This is a genomic window from Cedecea sp. Ae19-4 (assembly GCF_059801165.1).
Window position 1 is genome coordinate 1,691,815 of sequence record NZ_JBCHWG010000001.1, and the last position, 21,763, is coordinate 1,713,577.

21 protein-coding genes are annotated in these 21,763 nt (G+C 54.2%); 9 read left to right on the forward strand and 12 right to left on the reverse strand.

The features are described 5' to 3' along the window. Positions 1–181: 181 nt before the first annotated feature. The 3 genes from AAIE02_RS08025 to pdeR all read left to right on the forward strand — a co-directional run bounded on the left by AAIE02_RS08025 (position 182) and on the right by pdeR (position 5,564). Entirely contained in the window at positions 182–1,357 is a 1,176-nt protein-coding gene (locus tag AAIE02_RS08025) for a CMD domain-containing protein (RefSeq protein ID WP_498532330.1), read from the forward strand. A gap of 85 nt (positions 1,358–1,442) precedes the next feature. Continuing rightward, positions 1,443–3,377, forward strand: a complete 1,935-nt coding sequence (locus AAIE02_RS08030; protein WP_498532331.1) for an exoribonuclease II — start codon at positions 1,443–1,445, stop codon at positions 3,375–3,377. Between the two features lie 195 nt (positions 3,378–3,572). Next, a complete protein-coding gene (gene pdeR / locus AAIE02_RS08035; RefSeq protein WP_166873431.1) occupies positions 3,573–5,564 on the forward strand; it encodes a cyclic di-GMP phosphodiesterase in 1,992 nt (663 codons plus the stop codon). Here the strand turns inward: pdeR and AAIE02_RS08040 are convergent. Next, on the reverse strand, positions 5,561–6,430 hold the full coding sequence (locus tag AAIE02_RS08040) for a crotonase/enoyl-CoA hydratase family protein (protein WP_008461339.1): 870 nt from the start codon (positions 6,428–6,430) through the stop codon (positions 5,561–5,563). The genes pdeR and AAIE02_RS08040 overlap by 4 nt on opposite strands. Positions 6,431–6,652: 222 nt before the next feature. Between AAIE02_RS08040 and yciZ the strand changes: the two genes are divergently transcribed. Beyond that, complete coding sequence (gene yciZ / locus AAIE02_RS08045) at positions 6,653–6,835, forward strand: protein YciZ/DeoL (protein ID WP_008461338.1); 183 nt, start codon at positions 6,653–6,655, stop codon at positions 6,833–6,835. A 44-nt stretch (positions 6,836–6,879) separates the two neighbouring features. Here yciZ and fsa read toward each other — a convergent pair whose 3' ends face one another. Continuing rightward, positions 6,880–7,542, reverse strand: coding sequence for a fructose-6-phosphate aldolase (gene fsa / locus AAIE02_RS08050; RefSeq protein WP_498532332.1), 663 nt, complete (start codon positions 7,540–7,542; stop codon positions 6,880–6,882). Between the two features lie 136 nt (positions 7,543–7,678). Between fsa and AAIE02_RS08055 the strand changes: the two genes are divergently transcribed. The 4 genes from AAIE02_RS08055 to osmB all read left to right on the forward strand — a co-directional run bounded on the left by AAIE02_RS08055 (position 7,679) and on the right by osmB (position 12,295). Beyond that, positions 7,679–8,578 carry a glycyl-radical enzyme activating protein gene (locus tag AAIE02_RS08055; protein WP_498532333.1) on the forward strand — a complete coding sequence of 300 codons (900 nt, stop codon included), beginning with the start codon at positions 7,679–7,681 and terminating at the stop codon, positions 8,576–8,578. 5 nt (positions 8,579–8,583) lie between these two features. Continuing rightward, positions 8,584–11,016: a formate C-acetyltransferase/glycerol dehydratase family glycyl radical enzyme gene (locus AAIE02_RS08060; protein ID WP_498532334.1), complete on the forward strand. Its 2,433-nt coding sequence runs from the start codon at positions 8,584–8,586 to the stop codon at positions 11,014–11,016. 42 nt (positions 11,017–11,058) lie between these two features. Then, a complete protein-coding gene (gene yciT / locus AAIE02_RS08065; RefSeq protein WP_166992097.1) occupies positions 11,059–11,817 on the forward strand; it encodes a DNA-binding transcriptional regulator YciT in 759 nt (252 codons plus the stop codon). Between the two features lie 259 nt (positions 11,818–12,076). Then, on the forward strand, positions 12,077–12,295 hold the full coding sequence (osmB, locus tag AAIE02_RS08070; protein ID WP_008461331.1) for an osmotically-inducible lipoprotein OsmB: 219 nt from the start codon (positions 12,077–12,079) through the stop codon (positions 12,293–12,295). A gap of 130 nt (positions 12,296–12,425) precedes the next feature. Here the strand turns inward: osmB and yciH are convergent, their stop codons facing one another. From yciH to pgpB, 5 genes are all read right to left on the reverse strand, one after another. Then, on the reverse strand, positions 12,426–12,752 hold the full coding sequence (gene yciH, locus AAIE02_RS08075; protein WP_166873417.1) for a stress response translation initiation inhibitor YciH: 327 nt from the start codon (positions 12,750–12,752) through the stop codon (positions 12,426–12,428). Beyond that, positions 12,752–13,489, reverse strand: coding sequence for an orotidine-5'-phosphate decarboxylase (gene pyrF, locus AAIE02_RS08080; RefSeq protein WP_498532335.1), 738 nt, complete (start codon positions 13,487–13,489; stop codon positions 12,752–12,754). Before pyrF ends, yciH begins: the two co-directional genes overlap by 1 nt. A gap of 193 nt (positions 13,490–13,682) precedes the next feature. Continuing rightward, the gene (gene lapB / locus AAIE02_RS08085; RefSeq protein ID WP_008461326.1) at positions 13,683–14,852 is read right to left on the reverse strand and encodes a lipopolysaccharide assembly protein LapB; all 1,170 of its coding nucleotides are present in this window, start codon (positions 14,850–14,852) and stop codon (positions 13,683–13,685) included. A 6-nt stretch (positions 14,853–14,858) separates the two neighbouring features. Continuing rightward, positions 14,859–15,164, reverse strand: coding sequence for a LapA family protein (locus AAIE02_RS08090; RefSeq protein WP_008461324.1), 306 nt, complete (start codon positions 15,162–15,164; stop codon positions 14,859–14,861). Positions 15,165–15,304: 140 nt separating this feature from the next. Continuing rightward, the gene (pgpB, locus tag AAIE02_RS08095) at positions 15,305–16,069 is read right to left on the reverse strand and encodes a phosphatidylglycerophosphatase B (protein ID WP_008461323.1); all 765 of its coding nucleotides are present in this window, start codon (positions 16,067–16,069) and stop codon (positions 15,305–15,307) included. Positions 16,070–16,275: 206 nt separating this feature from the next. Between pgpB and ribA the strand changes: the two genes are divergently transcribed. Next, on the forward strand, positions 16,276–16,866 hold the full coding sequence (ribA, locus tag AAIE02_RS08100; protein WP_008461322.1) for a GTP cyclohydrolase II: 591 nt from the start codon (positions 16,276–16,278) through the stop codon (positions 16,864–16,866). Positions 16,867–16,914: 48 nt separating this feature from the next. Here the strand turns inward: ribA and acnA are convergent, their stop codons facing one another. The 5 genes from acnA to cysB form a co-directional block, all read right to left on the reverse strand. After that, positions 16,915–19,590, reverse strand: coding sequence for an aconitate hydratase AcnA (acnA, locus tag AAIE02_RS08105; RefSeq protein ID WP_498532336.1), 2,676 nt, complete (start codon positions 19,588–19,590; stop codon positions 16,915–16,917). 228 nt (positions 19,591–19,818) lie between these two features. Continuing rightward, positions 19,819–19,917 carry a small membrane protein YmiC gene (gene ymiC / locus AAIE02_RS08110; protein ID WP_273969969.1) on the reverse strand — a complete coding sequence of 33 codons (99 nt, stop codon included), beginning with the start codon at positions 19,915–19,917 and terminating at the stop codon, positions 19,819–19,821. Between the two features lie 158 nt (positions 19,918–20,075). Further along, on the reverse strand, positions 20,076–20,246 hold the full coding sequence (locus AAIE02_RS08115) for a YciX family protein (RefSeq protein ID WP_157141453.1): 171 nt from the start codon (positions 20,244–20,246) through the stop codon (positions 20,076–20,078). A gap of 2 nt (positions 20,247–20,248) precedes the next feature. After that, entirely contained in the window at positions 20,249–20,389 is a 141-nt protein-coding gene (locus AAIE02_RS08120) for a YmiA family putative membrane protein (RefSeq protein WP_498532337.1), read from the reverse strand. A gap of 332 nt (positions 20,390–20,721) precedes the next feature. After that, entirely contained in the window at positions 20,722–21,696 is a 975-nt protein-coding gene (cysB, locus tag AAIE02_RS08125) for an HTH-type transcriptional regulator CysB (RefSeq protein WP_008461319.1), read from the reverse strand. Positions 21,697–21,763: the final 67 nt, after the last annotated feature.

The window sequence follows — 21,763 nt, forward strand, 5'->3', positions numbered from 1 at the left end:
CCCGTTTCGCTATTTCCCCCTGTATTTCTGCCTGAATCCGAATTAGTTATACCTTTCCGATATTTATTATCACCGATCATTCTTTTGTCACCTCCCGAGCTTGCGCCAGGATAAAACAGCGAACCAGGCCCGGCTTCCACGTTGTATCCGGGTCTGCAAACTTTTCGACCAAGGAACGACCATGGAACAACGCCGCTTTTCTGGTAAAAGCCACTGGTATCATGAAACCCAGTCCAGTCTGTGTCCGGCGGATGTACTGCCTTTAGTTCCCGAAGCAGCGCAGGTTGAAGACCGCTTTCTGCTTGATATAGCCCCTTCTGAAGCACAATTGATTGTTGAAGCCCCGTGGCTTGATGCCGCCCGAGCGGTAGCCGATGTACTGCTACCGGAAAGGATTAACGTGACGCGTTTACACACCCTGAGTAGCTACGATCGCCTGAGCACGGCGCTGACCGTTGCGCAGGTCTACGGGGTCCAACGCCTGTGTAACCACTATGCCGCTCGCCTTGCTCCCCAGCCCGGCCCCGACTCATCCCGCGAAAGCAACCGTCGCCTGACTCAGATCACCCAGTTTGCCCGCCAGCTTGCCAGCCAGCCGACGCTTATCGACGATAGCGCCTTAGCGCAGTTGGATGAATGCGGCCTCTCGGTGGACGATATTGTCTCCTTTACCCAGATTATCGGCTTCGTGGGCTTCCAGGCGCGCGCTATTGCCGTCTGGCAAGCGCTGCAGGGGCTGCCCGTTCGCTGGCTGCCGGGGCTGGACGGGCAACAGGACGCGGAACCTGCGTTGTTTACGCCGTACCCGGTCAACTGGCTTCCGGGGCTGGCGCCCGTTGAAATGCGTTATGCCCGGGCGGAACAGCTGGAAGTCTTGAGCATCAGCCAGCCGCTGCGCACGCTGCGTGATATTGCCTGGCTGCTTGCTCACGATGAGCGGGCACTGTCTTACCTCAGCCAGCTTACCCGCCTGTTCTGGCAGACCACCGCGCAGCAACCAGACGATGCGCTGCTGGTGGTGATGCTGACGTCACGGATTAACGGCAGCGCCGCCTGCTTTAGCGATGCCGCGGCGGCCTGGCAGGGAGATGCTGGATTACCGGACGCGATGCGCAACGGGGAACGGGCGCTTAACGCCTGGAGTCACAATCACCCTCGTGAAAAAGCGATTATTCATGCCGTGCAGCTGTTAACCCGCGCCCCGGACAGATTTAGCGCCGCGCAGATTCAACCTTTGTATGAGCAAGGTTTTAGCGAGCAGCAGGTGCTGAAACTACTGGTTAGTGCCGGGCTGGCCGGGTGGATAAACCGCCTGAAAATTGGCCTGGGAAATACCGCTCAAGCGCTGAATCCATAAGCCTTCACGGCAATCAGCGCTTGCCGCAAGGTACGGTTTCGCGTAAAACTGTCAGCCGCTCTTTTGGCCACGAAAACGAAACGATATGCTTCAGGATAACCCGCTGCTCGCGCAGCTAAAACAGCAACTGCATTCTCAGACTCCACGCGCTGAAGGCGTGGTGAAAGGCACGGAAAAAGGGTTCGGCTTCCTCGAAGTCGATGCGAATAAAAGCTACTTTATTCCGCCGCCGCAGATGAAAAAAGTGATGCACGGCGACCGTATCAGCGCCGTCATCCACACCGATAAAGACCGGGAGTCCGCCGAGCCGGAAACGCTTATCGAACCTTTCCTGACGCGTTTTGTTGGCCGCGTTCAGAAAAAAGACGACCGCCTGTCAATTGTGCCAGATCATCCGCTGCTGAGAGATGCCATTCAGTGCCGCGCAGCTCGCGACGTGACCCATGACTTCCAGAACGGTGACTGGGCGGTAGCTGAAATGCGCCGTCACCCGCTAAAGGGCGACCGTGGCTTCTATGCCGAGTTAACGCAATTCATCACCTTCGGCGACGATCATCTTGCGCCGTGGTGGGTGACACTGTCACGTCACAATCTTGAACGCGAAGCGCCGGACGGCGTCGCCACCGAGGTGCTTGACGACGGCCTGGTGCGCGAAGACTTAACGTCGCTGGATTTTGTCACCATCGACAGCGCCAGCACCGAAGATATGGACGATGCGCTGTACGTTGAAGAACTTGCCGACGGCAAACTGCAGCTGACCGTGGCCATCGCTGACCCAACGGCGTGGATCGCAGAAGGCAGCAAACTCGACGGCATCGCCAAAATTCGTGCCTTTACCAACTATCTGCCTGGCTTCAACATTCCAATGCTGCCGCGCGAGCTGTCAGACGATCTCTGCTCCCTGCGTGCCAACGTTGTCCGCCCTGTCCTCGCCTGCCGCATGACCATTGAGCAGGACGGCGCTATCGCCAGCGACATTCATTTCTTCGCCGCCAATATCGAGTCCAAAGCCAAGCTGGTTTATGACGAAGTCTCTGACTGGCTGGAAGAGAAAGGTGGCTGGCAGCCGCAGAGCGACGCCATTGCACAGCAAATTCGCCTGCTGCATCGCGTTTGTCTGACCCGCAGCGAATGGCGCCAGACCCACGCTCTGGTCTTTAAAGATCGCCCTGACTACCGCTTTGTCTTGGGCGAGAAAGGCGAAGTGCTGGATATCGTGGCCGAGCCGCGTCGTATCGCAAACCGTATCGTTGAAGAGTCGATGATTGCGGCTAATGTTTGTGCGGCCATCGTGCTGCGCGAGAAACTGGGCTTCGGGATTTATAACGTTCATACCGGTTTCGATCCGGCCAATACTGAACAGCTGGCAACCATGCTGCAAACCCACGGCATCACCGTGGACGCGCAGGAAGTCCTTACGCTGGAAGGTTTCTGCAAACTGCGCCGCGAACTGGACGCCCAGCCTACCGGGTTCCTGGACAGCCGCATTCGCCGTTACCAGTCGTTCGCCGAGATCAGCACCGAACCTGGCCCGCACTTCGGCCTTGGCCTCGAAGCCTATGCCACATGGACTTCCCCAATCCGTAAATTCGGCGATATGGTTAACCACCGTTTGCTGAAAGCGATTATTAAAGGCGAAGCGGCGACGCGTCCAGCGGAAGAAACCACCGTCCAGATGGCGGAACGTCGCCGTCTGAACCGGATGGCCGAGCGTGACGTGGGCGACTGGCTGTACGCTCGCTTCCTGAGCCCGAAAGCCGGCACCGATACTCGCTTCGCAGCAGAAATTATCGATGTTAGCCGCGGCGGGATGCGCGTACGCCTGGTGGACAACGGGGCCGTGGCGTTTATCCCTGCACCGTTCATCCACGCGGTACGTGATGAGCTGGTTTGCAGCCAGGAAAACGGCACCGTGCAGATCAAGGGCGAAGTCGTTTATAAAGTGACCGACGTTATCGACGTGACCATCGCGGAAGTTCGCATGGAAACGCGCAGCGTTATCGCTCGCCCTGCGGCCTGATCCTGATTTTCACCCTATAAAGCCGGGCGCTCTGCCCGGCTTTTTCATTTCTGTCATCTCAATGTGCCGATATATTGCACATCCTCTGCAAAAACAAGATCTTTTCCTCTTTACCGGGGCTTTAACATCGGCCGTCTGTTGCTACTATAAATAATAGATTTAGGTGATATTTTCCCCTGAGGCTCAGGAGCACGAATGAAAGACGATTTGGAGCAGAACCTGCTTTATCGTTACCTGGGGACGACCAGCCCCTACTGGCGTCTACCGGCGGACAGCAACGCCCTTCAGCTGGCGGCCAGTGAAGATTCAGACACCGGCCAGGTGGTGGCGCTGGACATGATACAGGCCGACGAAATTCGTCAGATGACGGTGATTACCTCCAGCCTGACCATGACGCTGTCGCTGTTCGGCATAGAAGTCCCGGTGCATATGGTCGGCCGCAAAGTGTCTAAACGCGAGTGGGCGGGCACCGCCTCGGCCTGGCACGACACCCATTCGGTGGCTCGCGACCTGGTCCAGGGCCTCTCTTTTGCCGAGCAGGTTGTCTCTGAAGCGAATTCAGTCATTGTCATTCTTGATAAACAGGGAAATATCCAGCGCTTCAATCGGTTAAGTGAAGAATACACCGGGATGAAAGAGCATGAGGTCATCGGTCAGAATGTCTTCAAGCTGTTTATGAGCCGCAGCGAAGCCGCCGCCTCAAAGCGCAATATCAGCGGATTTTTTCGCAATGGCAGCTCCTATGAAGTTGAACGTTGGGTCAAAACCCGTAAAGGCCAGCGGCTGTTTTTGTTCCGCAACAAGTTTGTCCACAGCGGCAGCGGCAAAAACGAAATCTACCTGATTTGTTCCGGCACCGACATTACCGAAGAGCGCCGCGCACAGGAGCGACTGCGGGTGCTGGCCAATACCGATACCATCACCGGACTGCCTAACCGCAACGCCATTTACGACCTGATCACCGAGGCCATCGCCAAACGGGGCGACACGCAGGTCGGCATCGTTTATCTGGATCTCGATAACTTTAAAAAAGTGAACGATGCCTACGGCCACATGTTTGGCGATCAGCTATTGCAGGCCGTGTCGCTGGCGATTTTAAGCTGCCTCGAAGAAGGCCAGGTGCTGGCGCGCCTCGGAGGCGATGAATTTATTGTGCTGGCAACAAACACCTCTCAGGGCTCGCTGGAAGCGATGTCTTCCCGCATTCTGACCCGCCTGAAGCAGCCCTTCAGGATCGGCCTGATTGAGGTCTATAGCGGCTGTTCGCTGGGTATCTCTCTCGCCCCGCAGCACGGGGATGAACGAGAGAATCTGATTCGTAACGCCGACACCGCCATGTACACCGCCAAAGAGAGCGGCCGCGGGAAGTTTTGCGTGTTCTCTCCCGAGATGAACCAGCGGGTATTTGAGTATTTGTGGCTGGATACCAATCTGCGTAAAGCGCTGGATAACGATCAACTGGTGATCCATTACCAGCCCAAGATGACCTGGCGCGGCGAAGTCCGTAGCCTGGAAGCGCTGGTGCGCTGGCAGTCTCCCGAACGGGGTCTGATTCCTCCTCATGGCTTTATTTCCTATGCCGAGGAGTCTGGCCTGATTGTGCCGCTAGGGCGCTGGGTGATGGTTAGCGTTGTGCAGCAGGTGGCGAAGTGGCGGGACAAAGGCATTAATCTCCGCGTGGCGGTCAACGTGTCCGCCCGCCAGCTCGCCGATCAGACTATTTTTAGCGATCTCAAGCAAGCGCTGAAGGATCTGAATTTTGAATACTGCCCGATTGACGTTGAGCTGACCGAGAGCTGTCTTATCGAAAACGAAGAGCTGGCGCTGTCGGTTATCAAGCAATTCAGTCAACTGGGAGCGCAGGTGCATCTGGACGACTTCGGCACGGGGTACTCGTCCTTATCGCAGCTGGCGCGCTTCCCTATCGACGCTATTAAGCTCGATCAGTCTTTTGTGCGCGACGTGCATAAACATTCCGTGTCTCAGTCGCTGGTGAGAGCCATCGTGGCAGTGGCACAGGCGCTGAATTTACAGGTGATCGCCGAGGGCGTGGAAAACCAAAAAGAAGACGCCTTTCTTACCAAGAACGGCGTCAACGAACGGCAGGGGTTCTTATTTGCCAAACCAATGCCCGCTGCCGTGTTTGAGCGTTGGTTTAAGCGCTATCAGGCCAGAACAAAGCGCTAGCCCGCTTTACGCAGAGCCGTCGACGTATGACGATTTTGCAGCATGACCAGCCGTTCCATATAGGCAATGTCCTTGTCCTCCAGGCAGAATGCGGCATCCACCCAGTCTTCGGTGATGTCCATCAGCTCTGAGCGCGGCAGCTGTAACACGCGCTGTCGCGCGCGCAGCATGGCCTTCACGCCGTTAAGTTTAGGCTGGAGGGTATCGATGAAGGTGCGCGTGGCCAGGTATCCCTGCCCCGGCTCAAACAGCTGATCCACCAGCCCATACTGCTGGTACCATTCCGCCGTGTGGGACTCGCCCTTATAGATCAACTCTTCAGCAAGTTTCATGCCCGAACGGCGAGCAACCAAAGAGTACGCCCCCATCCCGGGAAACAGGTTGAAGGCAATTTCCGGGAATCCCAGCCTGGCATCGCGCTGTGCCAGCAGGAAATGGTGCGCGAGCGCCGCCTCAAATCCGCCGCCAAGCGCACTGCCCTCGACCATCGCCAGGCTGATCGCCCCCGTATCAAAACCGCGAGACGCAGCGTGCACGCAGTCCACGCAGGCGCGGGCATAAGCGCGGAGTGCTTCCCGACGCCCATTACGAATAGTTTCCACAAAAAAGCCTAAATCTCCGCCGGTATTGTACATTCCGGGGACCAGCGAGCCGGTAACCCAGAAATCGACTTTAAATCCGGCCTTCTGGACGATATATCCCAGGTTCATTATTTCCTCGATAAGTCCGTGATTGAAGCAGGGACGCGGGCGGGCACGAAGCATCATCCAGACTGTACGGCGTTCTTCTTCGTAATATCCAGACAGTTGAGTAAAACGTGCAGTGTCAGTAAAGAGTTTGCAGGTTGGTTGGTTGATAACTGTCATAGCCAGATCCTCATTAAATGAATGTGCGGTCATCGCAGGATCAGACTAATCCACGGCTGTAGTTTGATGAATGCAGCGTAAGGATTAATAATTAATGCTTATATGTTGTGCGATAATTTATTGAAGAATAAGGCTAAGAATTCGCCGAGTGCCCTTCTCTTTATCGGCTATTTTTTGCATTATGGGCGCATGATTCATTCCCTAACACAGACAGGATTAACAATGCCAACACTGGATCCGCAGCAGCTTGCCAAACGTATTGATACCGTGCTGGATATTCTGGTTGCCAAAGATTATGCCTCCGCGATAAACAACCTTGAGATCCTTAAAGCGGAATTGCTGAGCATAAATAACGATGAAAACAAGCAGGACGGCGAGCAAAAAAAATCGCCCTGGGAAATTTAATTCTTTGGGAAATATAGGCCACCGCGAACGGTGGCCATAAATGATTAGAGCGTTAACGAGCCGAAAGCCCCCTGCCAGTCTTTTTCAAACCCGTCTATCGCCGCCGTCACCGCAGGCGTGACCAGCATCTGTTCAACCACATCAATCGGCAGCGTGATCGCTTCGCAGCCGGCCAGAAGGCATGACATCGCCTGGTGCGGCGTGCGGAAGCTGGCCGCCAGCACTTTCGCGTCAGGGGCATGCAGCGTCAGAAGCTGCTGGAGATCCTGTACCATCTGAATCCCGTCCCCGCCCTGAGCATCCAGTCGGTTCACATAAGGCGCAACGTATTCAGCGCCCGCCAGCGCGGCCAGTAGCCCCTGCGTCGCGCCATAAACTGCCGTACCCAGCGTTGGGATCCCGAGGACTTTAAGCTGTTTAAGTGCCGCCAGGCCTTCCGGCGTAGTGGGAACCTTAACAACCAGCCCCGGTACCCGCGTGGTTAGCAGCTGTGCCTCTTTCACCATTTCATCAGCCTGGTTCGCAATCACCTGAGCAAACAGCTGACCTTCGCCCCCCAGCGCGTCATGCAGTGCAGGCAGCACTTCCCACAGGGATATTCCCGCTTTGGCAACGATGGAAGGGTTGGTGGTTACGCCCTGCAGCGGCAGAACACGGGCAAGACGCTTAACGGCGGCAACATCTGCGGTATCTAAATACAGTTCCATTACGCTCTCCAGAATTAGAGTCATCTCTCATTGACCGCATCATAACCCGACTGTCGATTGCTTAGCTGATCAATATCAATATAACTTTCATTCGAAAGTAATTTAATTTACGAAAGAAACAATGAGAGAGAATGCCATGCTGTTCAATATTCAGCGCTACTCCACGCACGATGGCCCAGGGATCCGCACGGTGGTCTTCCTGAAAGGATGCTCGCTGGGCTGCCGCTGGTGCCAGAATCCCGAAAGCCGTAGTCGTGAATGCGACGTTCTGCTGGACCGCCGTTTGTGCATCGCCGGCTGCGAACTTTGCCAGCAGGCCGTACCGGACGTGATTTCCCGTGTAGACAGCGAATTGGTTATTGCCCGTGGCAAACTCAACCCCAATGCTATCAATGCGCTGAGAGAGTGTTGCCCTACCCAGGCGTTGACCGTCTGCGGTGAAGTAAAAACGGCGGATTCTATTATGGCCACAGTGCTGCGCGATAAACCTTTTTATGCTCGCAGCGGAGGGGGGATTACGCTTTCCGGCGGGGAGCCTTTTATGCAGCCGGAGCTGGCGCGGGAACTGCTACAGCGCAGTAAAGAGGCCGACCTGCATACTGCCGTGGAATCCTGCCTGCACGTGCCCTGGAAATACATTGCGCCTTCATTACCTTTTTTGGATTTGCTGTTGGCAGATCTTAAGCACGTAGACAAAGCGCGCTTTCAGCAGTGGACCGACGGCAACGCCGAACGCGTGATGGATAACTTTCGCAAGCTGACCGCCCGCGGCGTAGAGATGACCATCCGCGTGCCGTTGATTCCCGATTTTAACGCCGATGAACGTTCCATCCGCGCCATCAGCGATTTCGCCGCCGACGAAATTGGCGCGAAATCTATCCATTTTCTGCCTTATCACACCTTAGGGATAAACAAATATACCCTGTTGGAGCAGCCCTACCTGGCCGCCAGCAGGCCGCTTGATGCACCAGACCTTCTTCACTTCGCCGAACAGTACGCCAGCCAAAAAGGCATGACAGCCTGGATTAGAGGATAATCATCATGACCGAACTGAACCTGAATTTTCTCAGCCCACGTATAAAGGCGCACAAAGAAGCGCTGATACATATCGTGAAGCCGCCGGTCTGCACCGAGCGTGCCTGCCACTACACTGCTGTTTACCAGCGGCATCAGGATAAACCGCTGCCGGTTCGCCGCGCGATGGCGCTGGCCCATCATCTGGCGGAGCGAACCATCTGGATCAAACATGACGAGCTGATCGTCGGCAACCAGGCAAGCCATGTGCGCGGGGCGCCGTTCTTCCCGGAATACACCGTGGGTTGGATTGAGAGCGAAATCGACGAGCTTGGCGACCGTCCGGGTGCCGGCTTTTCAATTTCCGACGCGGATAAAGCGGTCATGCATGAAGTTTGCCCCTGGTGGCGCGGACAAACGGTGCAGGATCGCTGTTATGGCATGTTTACCGACGAGCAAAAGGCACTGCTTGCGACCGGGATCATAAAAGCCGAAGGCAATATGACTTCCGGCGACGCTCACCTGGCTGTGAATTTCCCGCTGCTGCTTGAGCTGGGTATTAGTGGGTTGCGTGACAAAGTCGCCGAGCGACGCGGGCGTTTGCAACTTACCGACTGGGACGACCTGCACAAAGAGCAGTTCCTGAAAGCCATTGATATGACTTTTGTTGCCCTGAGCGACCATATATTACGCTACGCAGAATTGGCGAAGAAAATGGCCTCCGACGAAAAACGAGAGGCACGCCGGGATGAACTGTTGGCGATCGCTGAAAACTGCGAACATATCGCCAGCAATCCGCCGGTCACTTTCTGGCAGGCTTTACAGCTCAGCTATTTCGTACAGCTTGTACTGCAAATTGAATCCAACGGGCACTCCGTCTCCTTTGGTCGGCTCGATCAGTACCTTTATCCGTGGTACCGCCGGGATGTAGAATTACAGCAAACCACCAGCCGGGAACAGGCCATTGAACTGCTGCAAAGCTGCTGGCTGAAGCTGCTTGAGGTGAATAAAATTCGCTCCGGCTCGCATTCAAAAGCCTCCGCCGGCAGCCCGCTTTACCAAAACGTCACCATCGGAGGACAAACGCTGGTGCACGGCGTCGCGGTGGATGCCGTTAACCCGCTCTCCTACGCCATTCTTGAGTCCTGCGGCCGCCTGCGCTCAACGCAGCCTAACCTCAGCGTTCGCTATCACGCCGGGATGAGCAGCGACTTCCTTGATGCCTGTGTGCAGGTGATTCGCTGCGGATTCGGCATGCCGGCGTTTAACAATGATGAAATTGTTATCGAGGCATTCATCAAGCTTGGCGTCAGCCGGGAAGATGCTTATGACTATGCGGCTATCGGCTGCATTGAAACCGCCGTCGGCGGAAAATGGGGCTACCGTTGCACCGGCATGAGCTTCATCAACTTTGCCCGCGTGATGCTGGCAAGCCTTGAACATGGCCGGGATGCCACCAGCGGAAGCATTTTCCTCCCACAGCAAAAGGCGCTGTCTGAAGGCAATTTCACTTCGTTTGACGAAGTCCTCGACGCCTGGGACCAGCAAATTCGTTATTACACGCAGAAATCGATCGAGATCGAATGCGTGGTAGATACCGTGTTGGAAGAAAACGCGCACGATATTCTTTGTTCGGCGCTGGTGGATGATTGCATTGAACGAGGCAAAAGTATCAAGCAAGGTGGCGCCAAATACGACTGGGTTTCAGGACTTCAGGTCGGGATTGCCAATCTTGGGAATAGCCTTTCAGCCGTAAAAAAACTGGTCTTTGAACAGGGCATCATCGGGCAGCAACAGCTGGCGGATGCCCTGGCCAACGATTTTGTCGGGCTGAGCGGCGAGCAGCTTCGCCAGCGACTAATCAACGGCGCGCCAAAATACGGCAACGACGATGACGAAGTCGATATGCTGCTCGCCCGCGCCTATCAAACCTACATTGATGAACTTAAGCGCTATCACAACACGCGCTTTGGCCGCGGCCCTGTTGGCGGAACATACTACGCGGGAACCTCTTCTATTTCAGCAAACGTGCCGTTTGGCTCAGCCACGATGGCCACACCGGATGGCCGGAGAGCACATACACCTTTGGCAGAAGGCGCCAGCCCCGCGTCCGGGACCGATCATCTTGGCCCTACGGCGGTCATCAGTTCCGTGGGCAAACTGCCGACCAATAAAATCCTCGGCGGTGTTTTATTGAACCAAAAACTGAATCCTTCAACGTTAGATAATCCACGCGATCGTGAAAAATTAATGTTTATGCTGCGCACCTTCTTCGAATCACACAAGGGCTGGCACGTTCAGTACAACATTGTCTCCCGCGAAACACTGCTTGATGCCAAACAAAATCCTGATAAATATCGAGATTTGGTGGTAAGGGTTGCAGGATACTCGGCCTTCTTTACGGCCTTATCTCCTGACGCGCAGGATGATATTATAGCCCGCACGGAACATACTCTTTGACGAGAAGGCGGGGTTAATCCCCCCGCCTGACTACTGGCTGACATGAACTCAAGACAACAAATTATCCTGCAGATGGTTATCGATCAAGGCCGGGTTAGCGTCGCCTCTCTGGCGAAAACAACCGGCGTTTCAGAAGTCACCATCCGCCAGGATTTAAACCTGCTGGAAAAAAATAATTACCTTCGTCGCACGCATGGCTTTGCCGTCCCGCTGGATAGCGATGATGTTGAAACTCGCATGATGAACAACTACACCCTCAAGCTGCAGCTTGCGCAGTATGCCGCCTCGCTGGTGAGTGATGGTGAAACCGTGTTTATCGAAAACGGCAGCAGCAACGCGCTTCTCGCCCGTACTCTGGCGGAGCAAAAAAAGGTCACGCTGATCACCGTCAGCAGCTACATCGCCCATTTGCTGAAAGACACCGATTGTGAAGTCATTCTGGTCGGCGGGATCTATCAGAAGAAAAGCGAAAGCATGGTCGGGCCGCTTACCCGCCAGTTTATCCAGCAGCTGCATTTCAGTAAGGCTTTTATCGGCATCGACGGTTTCTTGCCGGAAACCGGTTTTACCGGACGCGATATGCTGCGTACCGACGTGGTGAATTCTGTGCTGGAGAAAGGTAGCGAGGCCATTGTGCTGACGGACAGCAGCAAGTTTGGCAACGTGCATCCGTATACTTTGGGCCCGATTTCACGCTTCAACCGCGTTATCACCGACGCCGCAATTAGCCAGGAGACGCTGGAGCAACTGAAAGCAGTCCACCTGCAGGTGGATATTGTTGACCCCTACGCCGCCGTCTAAGACTCTGCTGCCCGCGCCGCGCGTGGGCTTCTTCTCTCTCAGAATATTCCCACGCTGGAATTAAGAGTTTTTACCTGTGTTAATCATACGGAAAAAATAGAATAGAATTTAGCGATATAACAGGGAGTAATAAACGCACCTGCCCTTTTTTAAGCTTATATCGCGACATCGTTTCACGAACCGCCCGGTAAAGTGGTGAATTCTTACTATACTTACCTGAGACTGGCTTCCGTGAATCAATTATTCTGGAGAAAGTATGATGACCTTAAATAACAAAAAAGTGGCCGCTGCAATGCTGGCTATTACCCTCGCAATGTCCCTGAGTGCATGTTCTAACTGGTCTAAGCGTGACCGCAACACGGCAATCGGCGCAGGTGCCGGTGCGCTGGGTGGCGCAGTACTGACCGACGGCAGCACGCTGGGTACGCTTGGCGGTGCGGCAGTAGGCGGTATTATCGGTCACCAGGTGGGTAAATAAGGCAGGACGCCAGCAAAAGCTAACTCGCTTTGACGAATTCATTACGTGTTAATTTTCAGGTCTGACTAACAGCAGTAAAAATAAAAGGCCACGGTATTTGCCGTGGCCCAATAATTAATATTATTCCGAATTACCCGCCCGCGAGTTTCACTTTCATGCCTTTCGCTTCAAGCAATGATTTTATCAAATCGCGCTTATCGCCCTGGATTTCAATCACGCCGTCTTTGACCGCACCACCGCAGCCACATTTCTTTTTCAGCTCCGCAGCAATGGCTGCCAGCGTCGCATCGTCGGCATCAATACCAGAAATCAGGCATACGCCCTTCCCTTTGCGGCCGCTGGTCTGCTTTTGAATGCGCACAATGCCGTCGCCTTTTGGGCGCTGAACTTCAACTTTAGGTTCGTCTATACGCCCGGTTTCCGTGGAGTAAACCAGCCGGCTGTTATTGTCTTTCATCAAGCCCCCTGCACCAGCGAGGCGCGAATATCGCGCAAAGTCTGCGCCGGGTCAGCAGATTGGGTGATCGGACGCCCAATGACCATAAAGTCTACTCCGGCTTGCAGAGCCTGCTGCGGTGTCATGATGCGGCGCTGATCGCCGGCATCACTGCCCATCGGGCGAATGCCTGGGGTAATAAGCTTGAATTCTCGGCCTAACGCCGCCTTAAAACGTACCGCCTCTTGCGCAGAGCACACTACGCCGTCCAGGCCACACTCTTTGGTCAGCGTCGCCAGACGCTCGGCATAGTCTGCCGGGCTGGCGGTAATGCCCAGATCGGCCAGGTCGCTGGCTTCCATGCTGGTCAAAACGGTAACGGCGATCAGCAACGGCGCATCTTTCCCAAATGGGTCAAGTGCTTCTTTTGCGGCGCGCATCATTCGGGCTCCACCCGTAGCATGAACGTTGACCATCCACACGCCCATTTCTGCAGCAGCCGCGACGGCCCGCGCGGTGGTGTTCGGGATATCGTGGAATTTCAGATCGAGGAAGACATCAAACCCGCGCTGTTGCAGGTCGCCCACCAGCTGTGGACCAAACAGGGTAAACATCTCCTTCCCAACTTTCAGACGGCAGTCGCGCGGGTCGATACGGTCGACAAAGGCCAGGGCGCTATCGCGATTATCATAATCAAGAGCAACGACTATCGGCGATTCAGTGGCAACACGGGAGGAGGATGACGCAGTTGAATTCATGGCAAAACCTTCTGACTGTTGGGCACCAGCGCGGCGCAAAAAAGTTAAACGGCAGCATTCTACTCGTCAGCCAGGTAAATTTACAGCCGCGATTGCCCCCTGCTAAGCGAAAGTTGCACGATGCTGAAGCTGGGGGCGATGAAGCATTTATTAGTATGTTGTAACTAAAGTATGATTTTTTAAAAAACGCGGGCTATTGCCCATCCAGCCCGCGAATTGGTTTCACCGTTGACCAGGCGCGGCAGGACGGGCAATGCCAGTACATGGTGTAGGCAGTAAAGCCGCATTTTTGACAGCGATAGCGGGGCTTGGTGCGAATTTGCTCGCCCACCATATCCCTCAGTACCATCAAGCTTTCTTTCGCTCGCCCTTCCTCCGCCTCATGCAGGTGGTAATCCATCAGACGATGGAATACCCGCATTGTTGGATGCCGTTGCAGTTGACGGTTGATATACATCTGAGCCGTTTCAGCGCCTTCGCGCTGCTCGAGAATGCTCGCCAGCATAAGCTCTGCCACTGCCCCGCTGTTTTCTTCCACGCAACGCTTGAGGAAAGTTTCCCACTCGTCAGGTTTGCCTAGCTGTTGATAGCACACCTGCAGCATCTCCAGCGTTTCGCTGACCAGTTCGCTATCTTGCTCAATTACGCGTTTTAACGAATCTACCGCTTTGGCATATTCGCCTTTTTCCATGAAAATACGCCCCATCATGATGGAGACCCGGGCGCAATTTTTATCTGCAGCCGCCCCTTTTTTAAGCAGGGACATGGCCTTGTCCGTGTCGTCATTGCCAATGTTTTGCAGCGCAAGTTCACAGTAGAAGTGCGCGATTTCCACACGCTGTTTGTCTTTGCCGAGCTTAACCAGCCGTTCGGCCACGTCGATGGCTTTCTGCCAGTCGCTTGTTGCCTGGTGAATTTGCAGCAGCTGCTGCAGCGCGCTGATGCGGAAGTCGGTTTCGTCGATAAGCTGGCTGAACATATCTTCGGCGCGGTCATAAAGCCCGGCGGCCATGTAGTCTTTGCCGAGTTGCTGCACGGCAAGCAGACGCTGGTCGTAGTTCAACGACGCGCTTTCCATCAGCGACTGGTGGATACGGATAGCCCGATCAACCTCGCCACGCTGGCGGAAGAGATTCCCTAACGTAAGGTGAGCTTCAACGGTGCCGGTGTCCTCTTTAAGCATGTCGAGGAACAGATCAACCGCTTTGTCCTGCTGGTTAGCCAACAGGAAGTTCACCCCGGCGACATAGTCGCGAGAAAGGCGACTGGCCTCCTGCTGTTTGTCTTGCAGCGCACTTCTGCGCCCCATATACCAGCCATAAGCGGCTGCAATGGGTAACAGCAGAAACAGCAGTTCCAACATAAAAGATTATTCCTTCACGGCCGGCACAACGGGCGCCGAAACATCAGTAGTAGGGGTAACCTGTTGCTCAAGACGTTTAATTTTTCGCTCAGCACGGGCCAGGGACACACGGACGCGCAGCCAGAACAGACCGCAAATCAGCCATCCAAGAATAAACCCTGCCGCAAACAGCGTCGCCAGCAAAGTAGACACCCGGTACTCACCTTGCGCTAACAGGTAATTAAAGTTCACAACCTGATCGTTTTGCGCCCCTAAAGTGATAGACACCACAAAGATGGCAAGTACCAGTAAGAAAATGAGTAAATATTTCACATGACATCCCGTTATGTGGTCACAGCTGGCTTAGCTATGCCAAAAATGAGTCCCGGAGGTATAAACTACCATTTCAGGCGAAACCGGGGAATCCATTAACCTCCCCGAATGCATAAGAAATGGGGGTTAAAACACTATTCTCAACTTTTTTCATGCCGTTCGGCTATTTCCTGGTCTTCTTCTGCAGGCGGAGTCAGCGGCCCACACCAGCGCTGCGCCAGCCAGGTCGCCAGAATAACTAACAAACCAGAGATAATCGTGGCGACAACCAGGTCACGTGGCCAATGCATGCCCAGCCACAGTCGGCTTCCCATTACGCCCGTTGCCCATAACAACAATACCACCAGCGTAAACGTCCGCCTGCGCGGCCAAAGTAATCCTACGCCCAACAGCGCCCAACTGGCAGCAAACATCGTGTGACCAGAAGGAAAAGCGAAGCCGGTTTCGAACTGCCAGTGTTTACGTAACCACCCGGGAATTTCATCCTGCCCTTCCAGCTGCGCTTTCACCAGTTCCGCACGCTGAGTACGCTTTAAAGTGTAGAACTGGTCGGTAGTGATATGGTGAGTTTTTTCAAGCCAGACGACGAATGGCCGGGGTTCCTGCACTTTGTTCTTGATAACGGACTTAATGCCCTGACCTATAAGGATAGCGGCAGCGAGGATAGCAAATAACATCAGCGCAGGCTTAAGGCGATAACGCAGGCACCACAGAAACCAGGCACAAAGCACAACATGCGTAATGACTCCCCAGGGCTGCGTCACGGTCTCAGTGACCCAATAAAGCATTTTTAACACGCTTTCATCGCCCCCAGGGGCCCATTCCCAGCCGCTGAACCAGACGATTAACGGCATGATTAACAGAAGCGTTGTGCCTGCGGTGATGCGTTTTGCTATTGCCTGCATGAAAACCTCATGATAATGAAAGCCTTTAAAGAATAACCGAAAAATGCCCAGGAAGGTTAAACCGCGATGCCGTCATTGGCAAAAATGGCTTTTTAATCTGTCAATGAAGCGAACGACCGCGCGTTATGGCAAAATATCTGACATTAACGTACAGGCCAGACTTCTGGCAGACACCACGGTGTCAAAATAAGTACCTGGAGAATCACATGCAGCTTAAACGTGTGGCAGAAGCCAAACTGCCAACCCCCTGGGGCGATTTCCTGATGGTGGGTTTTGAAGAAGTGGCAACGGGGCAGGATCATGTTGCCCTGGTTTTCGGGGATATTAGCGGTGAAGAGCCCGTGCTCGCGCGCGTCCACTCCGAATGTCTGACCGGTGATGCGCTGTTCAGCCTGCGCTGTGACTGCGGCTTCCAGCTTGAAGCCGCGTTAACCCACATAGCTGAACAAGGCCGTGGCGTGCTGCTTTACCATCGCCAGGAAGGCCGTAATATCGGGCTGCTGAATAAAATCCGAGCCTATGCGCTGCAGGATAAAGGCTACGACACGGTAGAGGCTAATCACCAGCTCGGCTTTGCCGCCGACGAACGTGACTTTACGCTGTGCGCCGACATGTTCAAGCTGCTGGGCGTGGATGCCGTGCGTTTACTCACCAACAACCCGAAAAAAGTCGAAATTTTGACTGAAGCCGGGATCAACATTGTTGAGCGCGTACCGCTCATCGTCGGCCGTAACCCGAAAAATGCGCATTATCTCGACACCAAAGCAGCCAAAATGGGCCATCTGCTGTCTGAGTAAAGACGCTCATCTCGTAAAAAAGCCCCTTTTCAGGGGCTTTGTCGTTTCTTACTTCAGCATATTCCTGATCACATAATGCAGGATGCCGTCGTGACGGAAATAGGTCAGCTCATTGCCGGTATCAATGCGGCAGCGGCATTCAATGACCTGTTGGCGCCCGTCGGCAAAGGTCAGCGTAACCGGCACGCTGGCGCCAGGTTTCAGTTGGTTTAACCCGCTAATATCCAGCTTTTCCTCCCCCGTCAGCCCCAGCGTTTTTCGCGTGACGCCCTGAGGGAACTCCAGCGGTAAAATGCCCATGCCGATAAGGTTCGAGCGGTGAATACGTTCGAACGATTCGGCAATGACCACCCGGACGCCCAGCAAGCGAGGGCCTTTGGCCGCCCAGTCGCGGCTTGAACCGGAGCCATACTCTTTCCCGGCGATCACCGCCAGCGGAATGCCCCGCTCTTTGTAACGCATTGCAGCGTCATAAATAGACAGAACTTCTTCACCCGGCAGTAACCGCGTCATGCCGCCTTCAACGCCTGGCACCATCTCGTTGCGAATACGAATGTTGGCAAACGTCCCGCGCATCATGACTTCATGGTTACCACGACGCGAACCGTAGGAGTTAAAGTCTCTGCGCTCTACGCCATGCCCCTGCAGGTAGCGCCCCGCCGGGCTGTCAGGTTTAATGCTCCCCGCCGGGGAAATATGGTCGGTAGTGACTGAATCCCCCAGCATCGCCAGCACGTTAGCCCCGTGAATATCTTCCACTGGTTTTGGCTCGGCGCCCATCTCGTCAAAGAACGGCGACAGTCGGATATAGGTTGAGTCGTCCTGCCAGCCGTAGGTGGCCGACCGCGCCACCTCAATGCTGCGCCACTCTTCGGTACCTTCAAACACTTCAGCATATTCTTTGTGGAACATCTCGGTAGTCACCTGCGCGACAGCCGCAGCAATTTCCTGGCTGCCCGGCCAGATGTCTTTCAGGTAGACGTCAGCGCCATTTTTGTCCTGCCCTAATGGCTCTTTAGTCAGGTCGATGTTCATGTTTCCAGCCAGCGCGTAGGCGACGACAAGCGGCGGTGAGGCCAGCCAGTTCGTTTTCACCAGCGGGTGAATACGGCCTTCGAAGTTGCGGTTGCCGGAAAGCACCGCGCCCACGGTAAGATCGCCTTTTTTAATCGCCTGCTCGATAGGATCGGGCAGCGGACCAGAGTTGCCTATGCAGGTAGTACAGCCGTAACCCACCAGGTTAAAGCCCAGCTCATCAAGGTATGGGGTTAATTTGGCTTTCGCCAGATAATCCGAGACCACCTTAGATCCCGGCGCAAGCGAGGCCTTCACCCAGGGCTGCGGCTTCAGCCCCAGACTGACGGCTTTTTTAGCCAGCAACCCTGCAGCCATAAGCACGCTGGGGTTTGACGTGTTGGTACAGGAGGTGATAGCGGCAATCACCACGGCGCCATCCGGCAATTGATGCTCTTCGCCCGCCAGCGTGTAGCTGACCGGATGACGATCTTTGTGGGAAGCGTTGACTTCAAGCTCGTTGCTGGCGGCAAACGCTTTTGGCACTCCGCCGAGCGGGACACGATCCTGCGGGCGTTTTGGCCCGGCCAGGCTTGCCTCAACGTCATGCATGTTTAGAGAGAGCGTGCTGGTAAACACGGGTTCATCTCCCGTATTGCGCCACATGCCCTGCGCCTTAGCGTAAGCTTCAACCAGAGCCACCTGCTCTTCGCTACGCCCGCTGAGGCGCATATATTCCAGCGTTACGCCGTCGATCGGGAAGAAACCGCAGGTCGCACCGTATTCTGGAGACATGTTGGCGATCGTTGCCCGGTCGGCGAGCGGCAACGAATCAAGCCCGTCGCCGTAAAACTCAACAAATTTGCCCACTACGCCGTGTTTACGCAGCATCTGGGTGACGGTCAGCACAAGGTCCGTCGCGGTGATCCCTTCCCGCAGTTTGCCCTCAAGCTTAAAGCCGACCACATCGGGGATCAGCATAGATACCGGCTGGCCCAGCATCGCCGCTTCAGCTTCGATACCGCCCACTCCCCAGCCCAGCACGCCAAGGCCATTAATCATCGTGGTATGCGAGTCGGTGCCAACCAGCGTGTCAGGGTAAGCGACAAGTTCGCCGTTCTGTTCTTCACTCCAGACGGCTTTGCCCAGGTACTCAAGGTTCACCTGGTGGCAAATGCCGGTACCGGGCGGCACAACGCTGAAACGGCTAAAGGCCTGTTGGCCCCAGCGTAGAAAAACATAGCGCTCGTGGTTGCGCTCCATTTCAAGACGAACGTTTTCCTCGAAGGCATCGTTGTCACCGAAATGGTCGACGGTCACCGAGTGGTCAATCACCAAATCGACCGGGGAAAGCGGGTTAACTTTCGCCACATCACCGCCGAGGCGCTTAACGGCCTCACGCATTGCGGCAAGATCGACCACCGCCGGTACGCCAGTGAAGTCCTGCATCAGTACCCTGGCAGGACGATAGGCAATTTCGCGGTCGGCGTGGGCCTGTTTCAGCCAGCCGGCCAGGGCATGAATATCTTCGCGGGTGACGGAGTCTTCATCCTGCCAGCGCAGCAGGTTCTCCAGTAAAACTTTTAGCGACTTAGGTAACCGGCTGATATCCCCCAGCTCTTTTGCGGCCAGCGGCAAGCTGTAGTAATGCCAGGTTTTATTTAGCGCCCGTAGAGTGTCCTTACTGGCTTCGCGTAGGGTTAACGACATAGCTCCTCCTTTATGACAGGGATAGCGAGTGCCCTGATTATTCGCAGGGTCACTATTAAAGATAACACAAACCTGCCGTAACGATTTGATAACAACCCAAATTGATAAATGAGGCGAAGGGAATAAACCGTGAATAAACAAACGCCCCAACGGAATGTCGGGGCGAGAGGCGAATCGGGAGGATTATTCGAAGCAGTAAGACAGCGGCGCTCAGCCACTCAACGAAGATTAATTCGCGAAGACACGCAGCACTTCTACCCAAAACAAGGCAGACAGCGTGAAAGCACCGATCCATGACCAATATTTCACGGCATTGTGATTATTCATAGAGTTAACTTAATGTGACTATATGCAACAAGACTGCTTAATTAAGCAATCACCAGAATGTATTGCTGTGTGTAATTATTAGTGAATAACAGGTTGCCCTGCGGCAAATAAAAAGCACGTTTAATTCCGCAGAAAAAATAAACAATTCAATAACGATTTTATTGTTTTTTGCTATCGTCTTCAGAAAACAAATCAATAAAGGCCTGCTGCTGTTTCGTCAGCGTCCAGCCTTCAGGTGGCGTGCTTCCCTCTTTCTTAACGTCTTTTCGTGGTTTGCCGCTGTTGCGGGCCACAACTTTAGGTGCAGGACCCCTATCCCGAGTAGACATAGCTACCCCCAAAAATGCCAGGCAACCAGCGCCACAACCAGCCAGAACAAGGCTGACACCAAAAACACCGCCATCCATGCCTTACGTTTCAGGGATGGATCCTGCTGCGATTCCTCACTGCCTGATGACATTGATAGCCTCATACAATCGACACCACTTATCGTAACGTTTCTAAACAATCGGTATAACTAATCGCCAGTTGGGATTAATCCTAAAGAAACTCTAGCTCAAAAGCCAGAAAAATTGCGCAATAAGCAGCAGAAAAGATTTAATCTTTTGACCTGAAATAAATAATCGAAACGCCAGGTTTGCGCAACCACGAATTATTTACTAGCTGTGTCTCTTAATTGCGACACAATAACCATTAGCAGGATGTGGCTTATTTACGGGGATGGGAATAGACGAAGAAATGCGTTTAATTCTTGTTTAATAATGACTCGGGTATCTTCGGATGTGCCGAAGATACCCTGGGGAATTATTTGGCGGGTAATTTTATATCTTTAAACATCGCTTCAATATCTTCGTTCGAGCGTAATGCCACGGCGGTATCCACCACGTCACGGGTTAAATGTGGCGCAAAACGCTGAATAAAATCATACATATAACTGCGCAGGAAAGTGCTGCGACGGAAACCTATTTTCGTCGTGCTGTGGCTAAATACGCCCTGGGCTTCGATACGGACTAAATCCGGGTCTGAAATCGGATCTACCGCCATGCTAGCAATGACCCCTACTCCGAGTCCCAGGCGAACATAGGTTTTAATCACATCGGCATCGGTGGCGGTAAAGACGATTCGCGGCGTTAACCCTGCGCGGTTAAAAGCAGTGTCCAACTCGGAACGGCCGGTAAAACCAAAGGTGTAGGTGACCAGCGGATACTGCGCCAACTCTTCGATGCTAACCGACTCTTTCGAAGCCAATGGGTGATCGGGCGTAACCACAATGGAGCGGTTCCAGTGGTAGCAAGGCAGCATCACCAGGTCATCGTAAAGATGAAGCGCTTCGGTGGCGATAGCAAAATCGGCATTGCCTTTGGAAACCGCCTCTGCAATCTGCGTCGGCGAGCCCTGATGCATATGCAGTGAAACCCGAGGATAACGCTCAATAAAGCCTTTAATCACGCCAGGCAGCGCATAACGGGCCTGTGTGTGGGTTGTCGCCACATAGAGCGAGCCTTTGTCAGGCCAGGTGTGTTCTCCGGCAACGGATTTGATGGCGTCGACTTTCGACAGCACTTCACGGGCGATACGGATAATTTCCTGCCCCGCTGGCGTAACCTGGGTCAGGTGTTTTCCGCTTCGGGCAAATATTTGTATTCCCAGTTCGTCTTCCAGCATACGAACTTGCTTACTGATCCCCGGCTGAGAGGTATAGAGCCCTTCCGCCGTAGAAGAGACATTAAGATTGTGGTTTACGACTTCAACGATATAACGCAGCTGCTGTAATTTCATAGCTTACCGTCCAGGGTCAAAGGCCCCGGCGCAATGGGCGGGGTTAAGACGCAGAAAAAACGAAAAT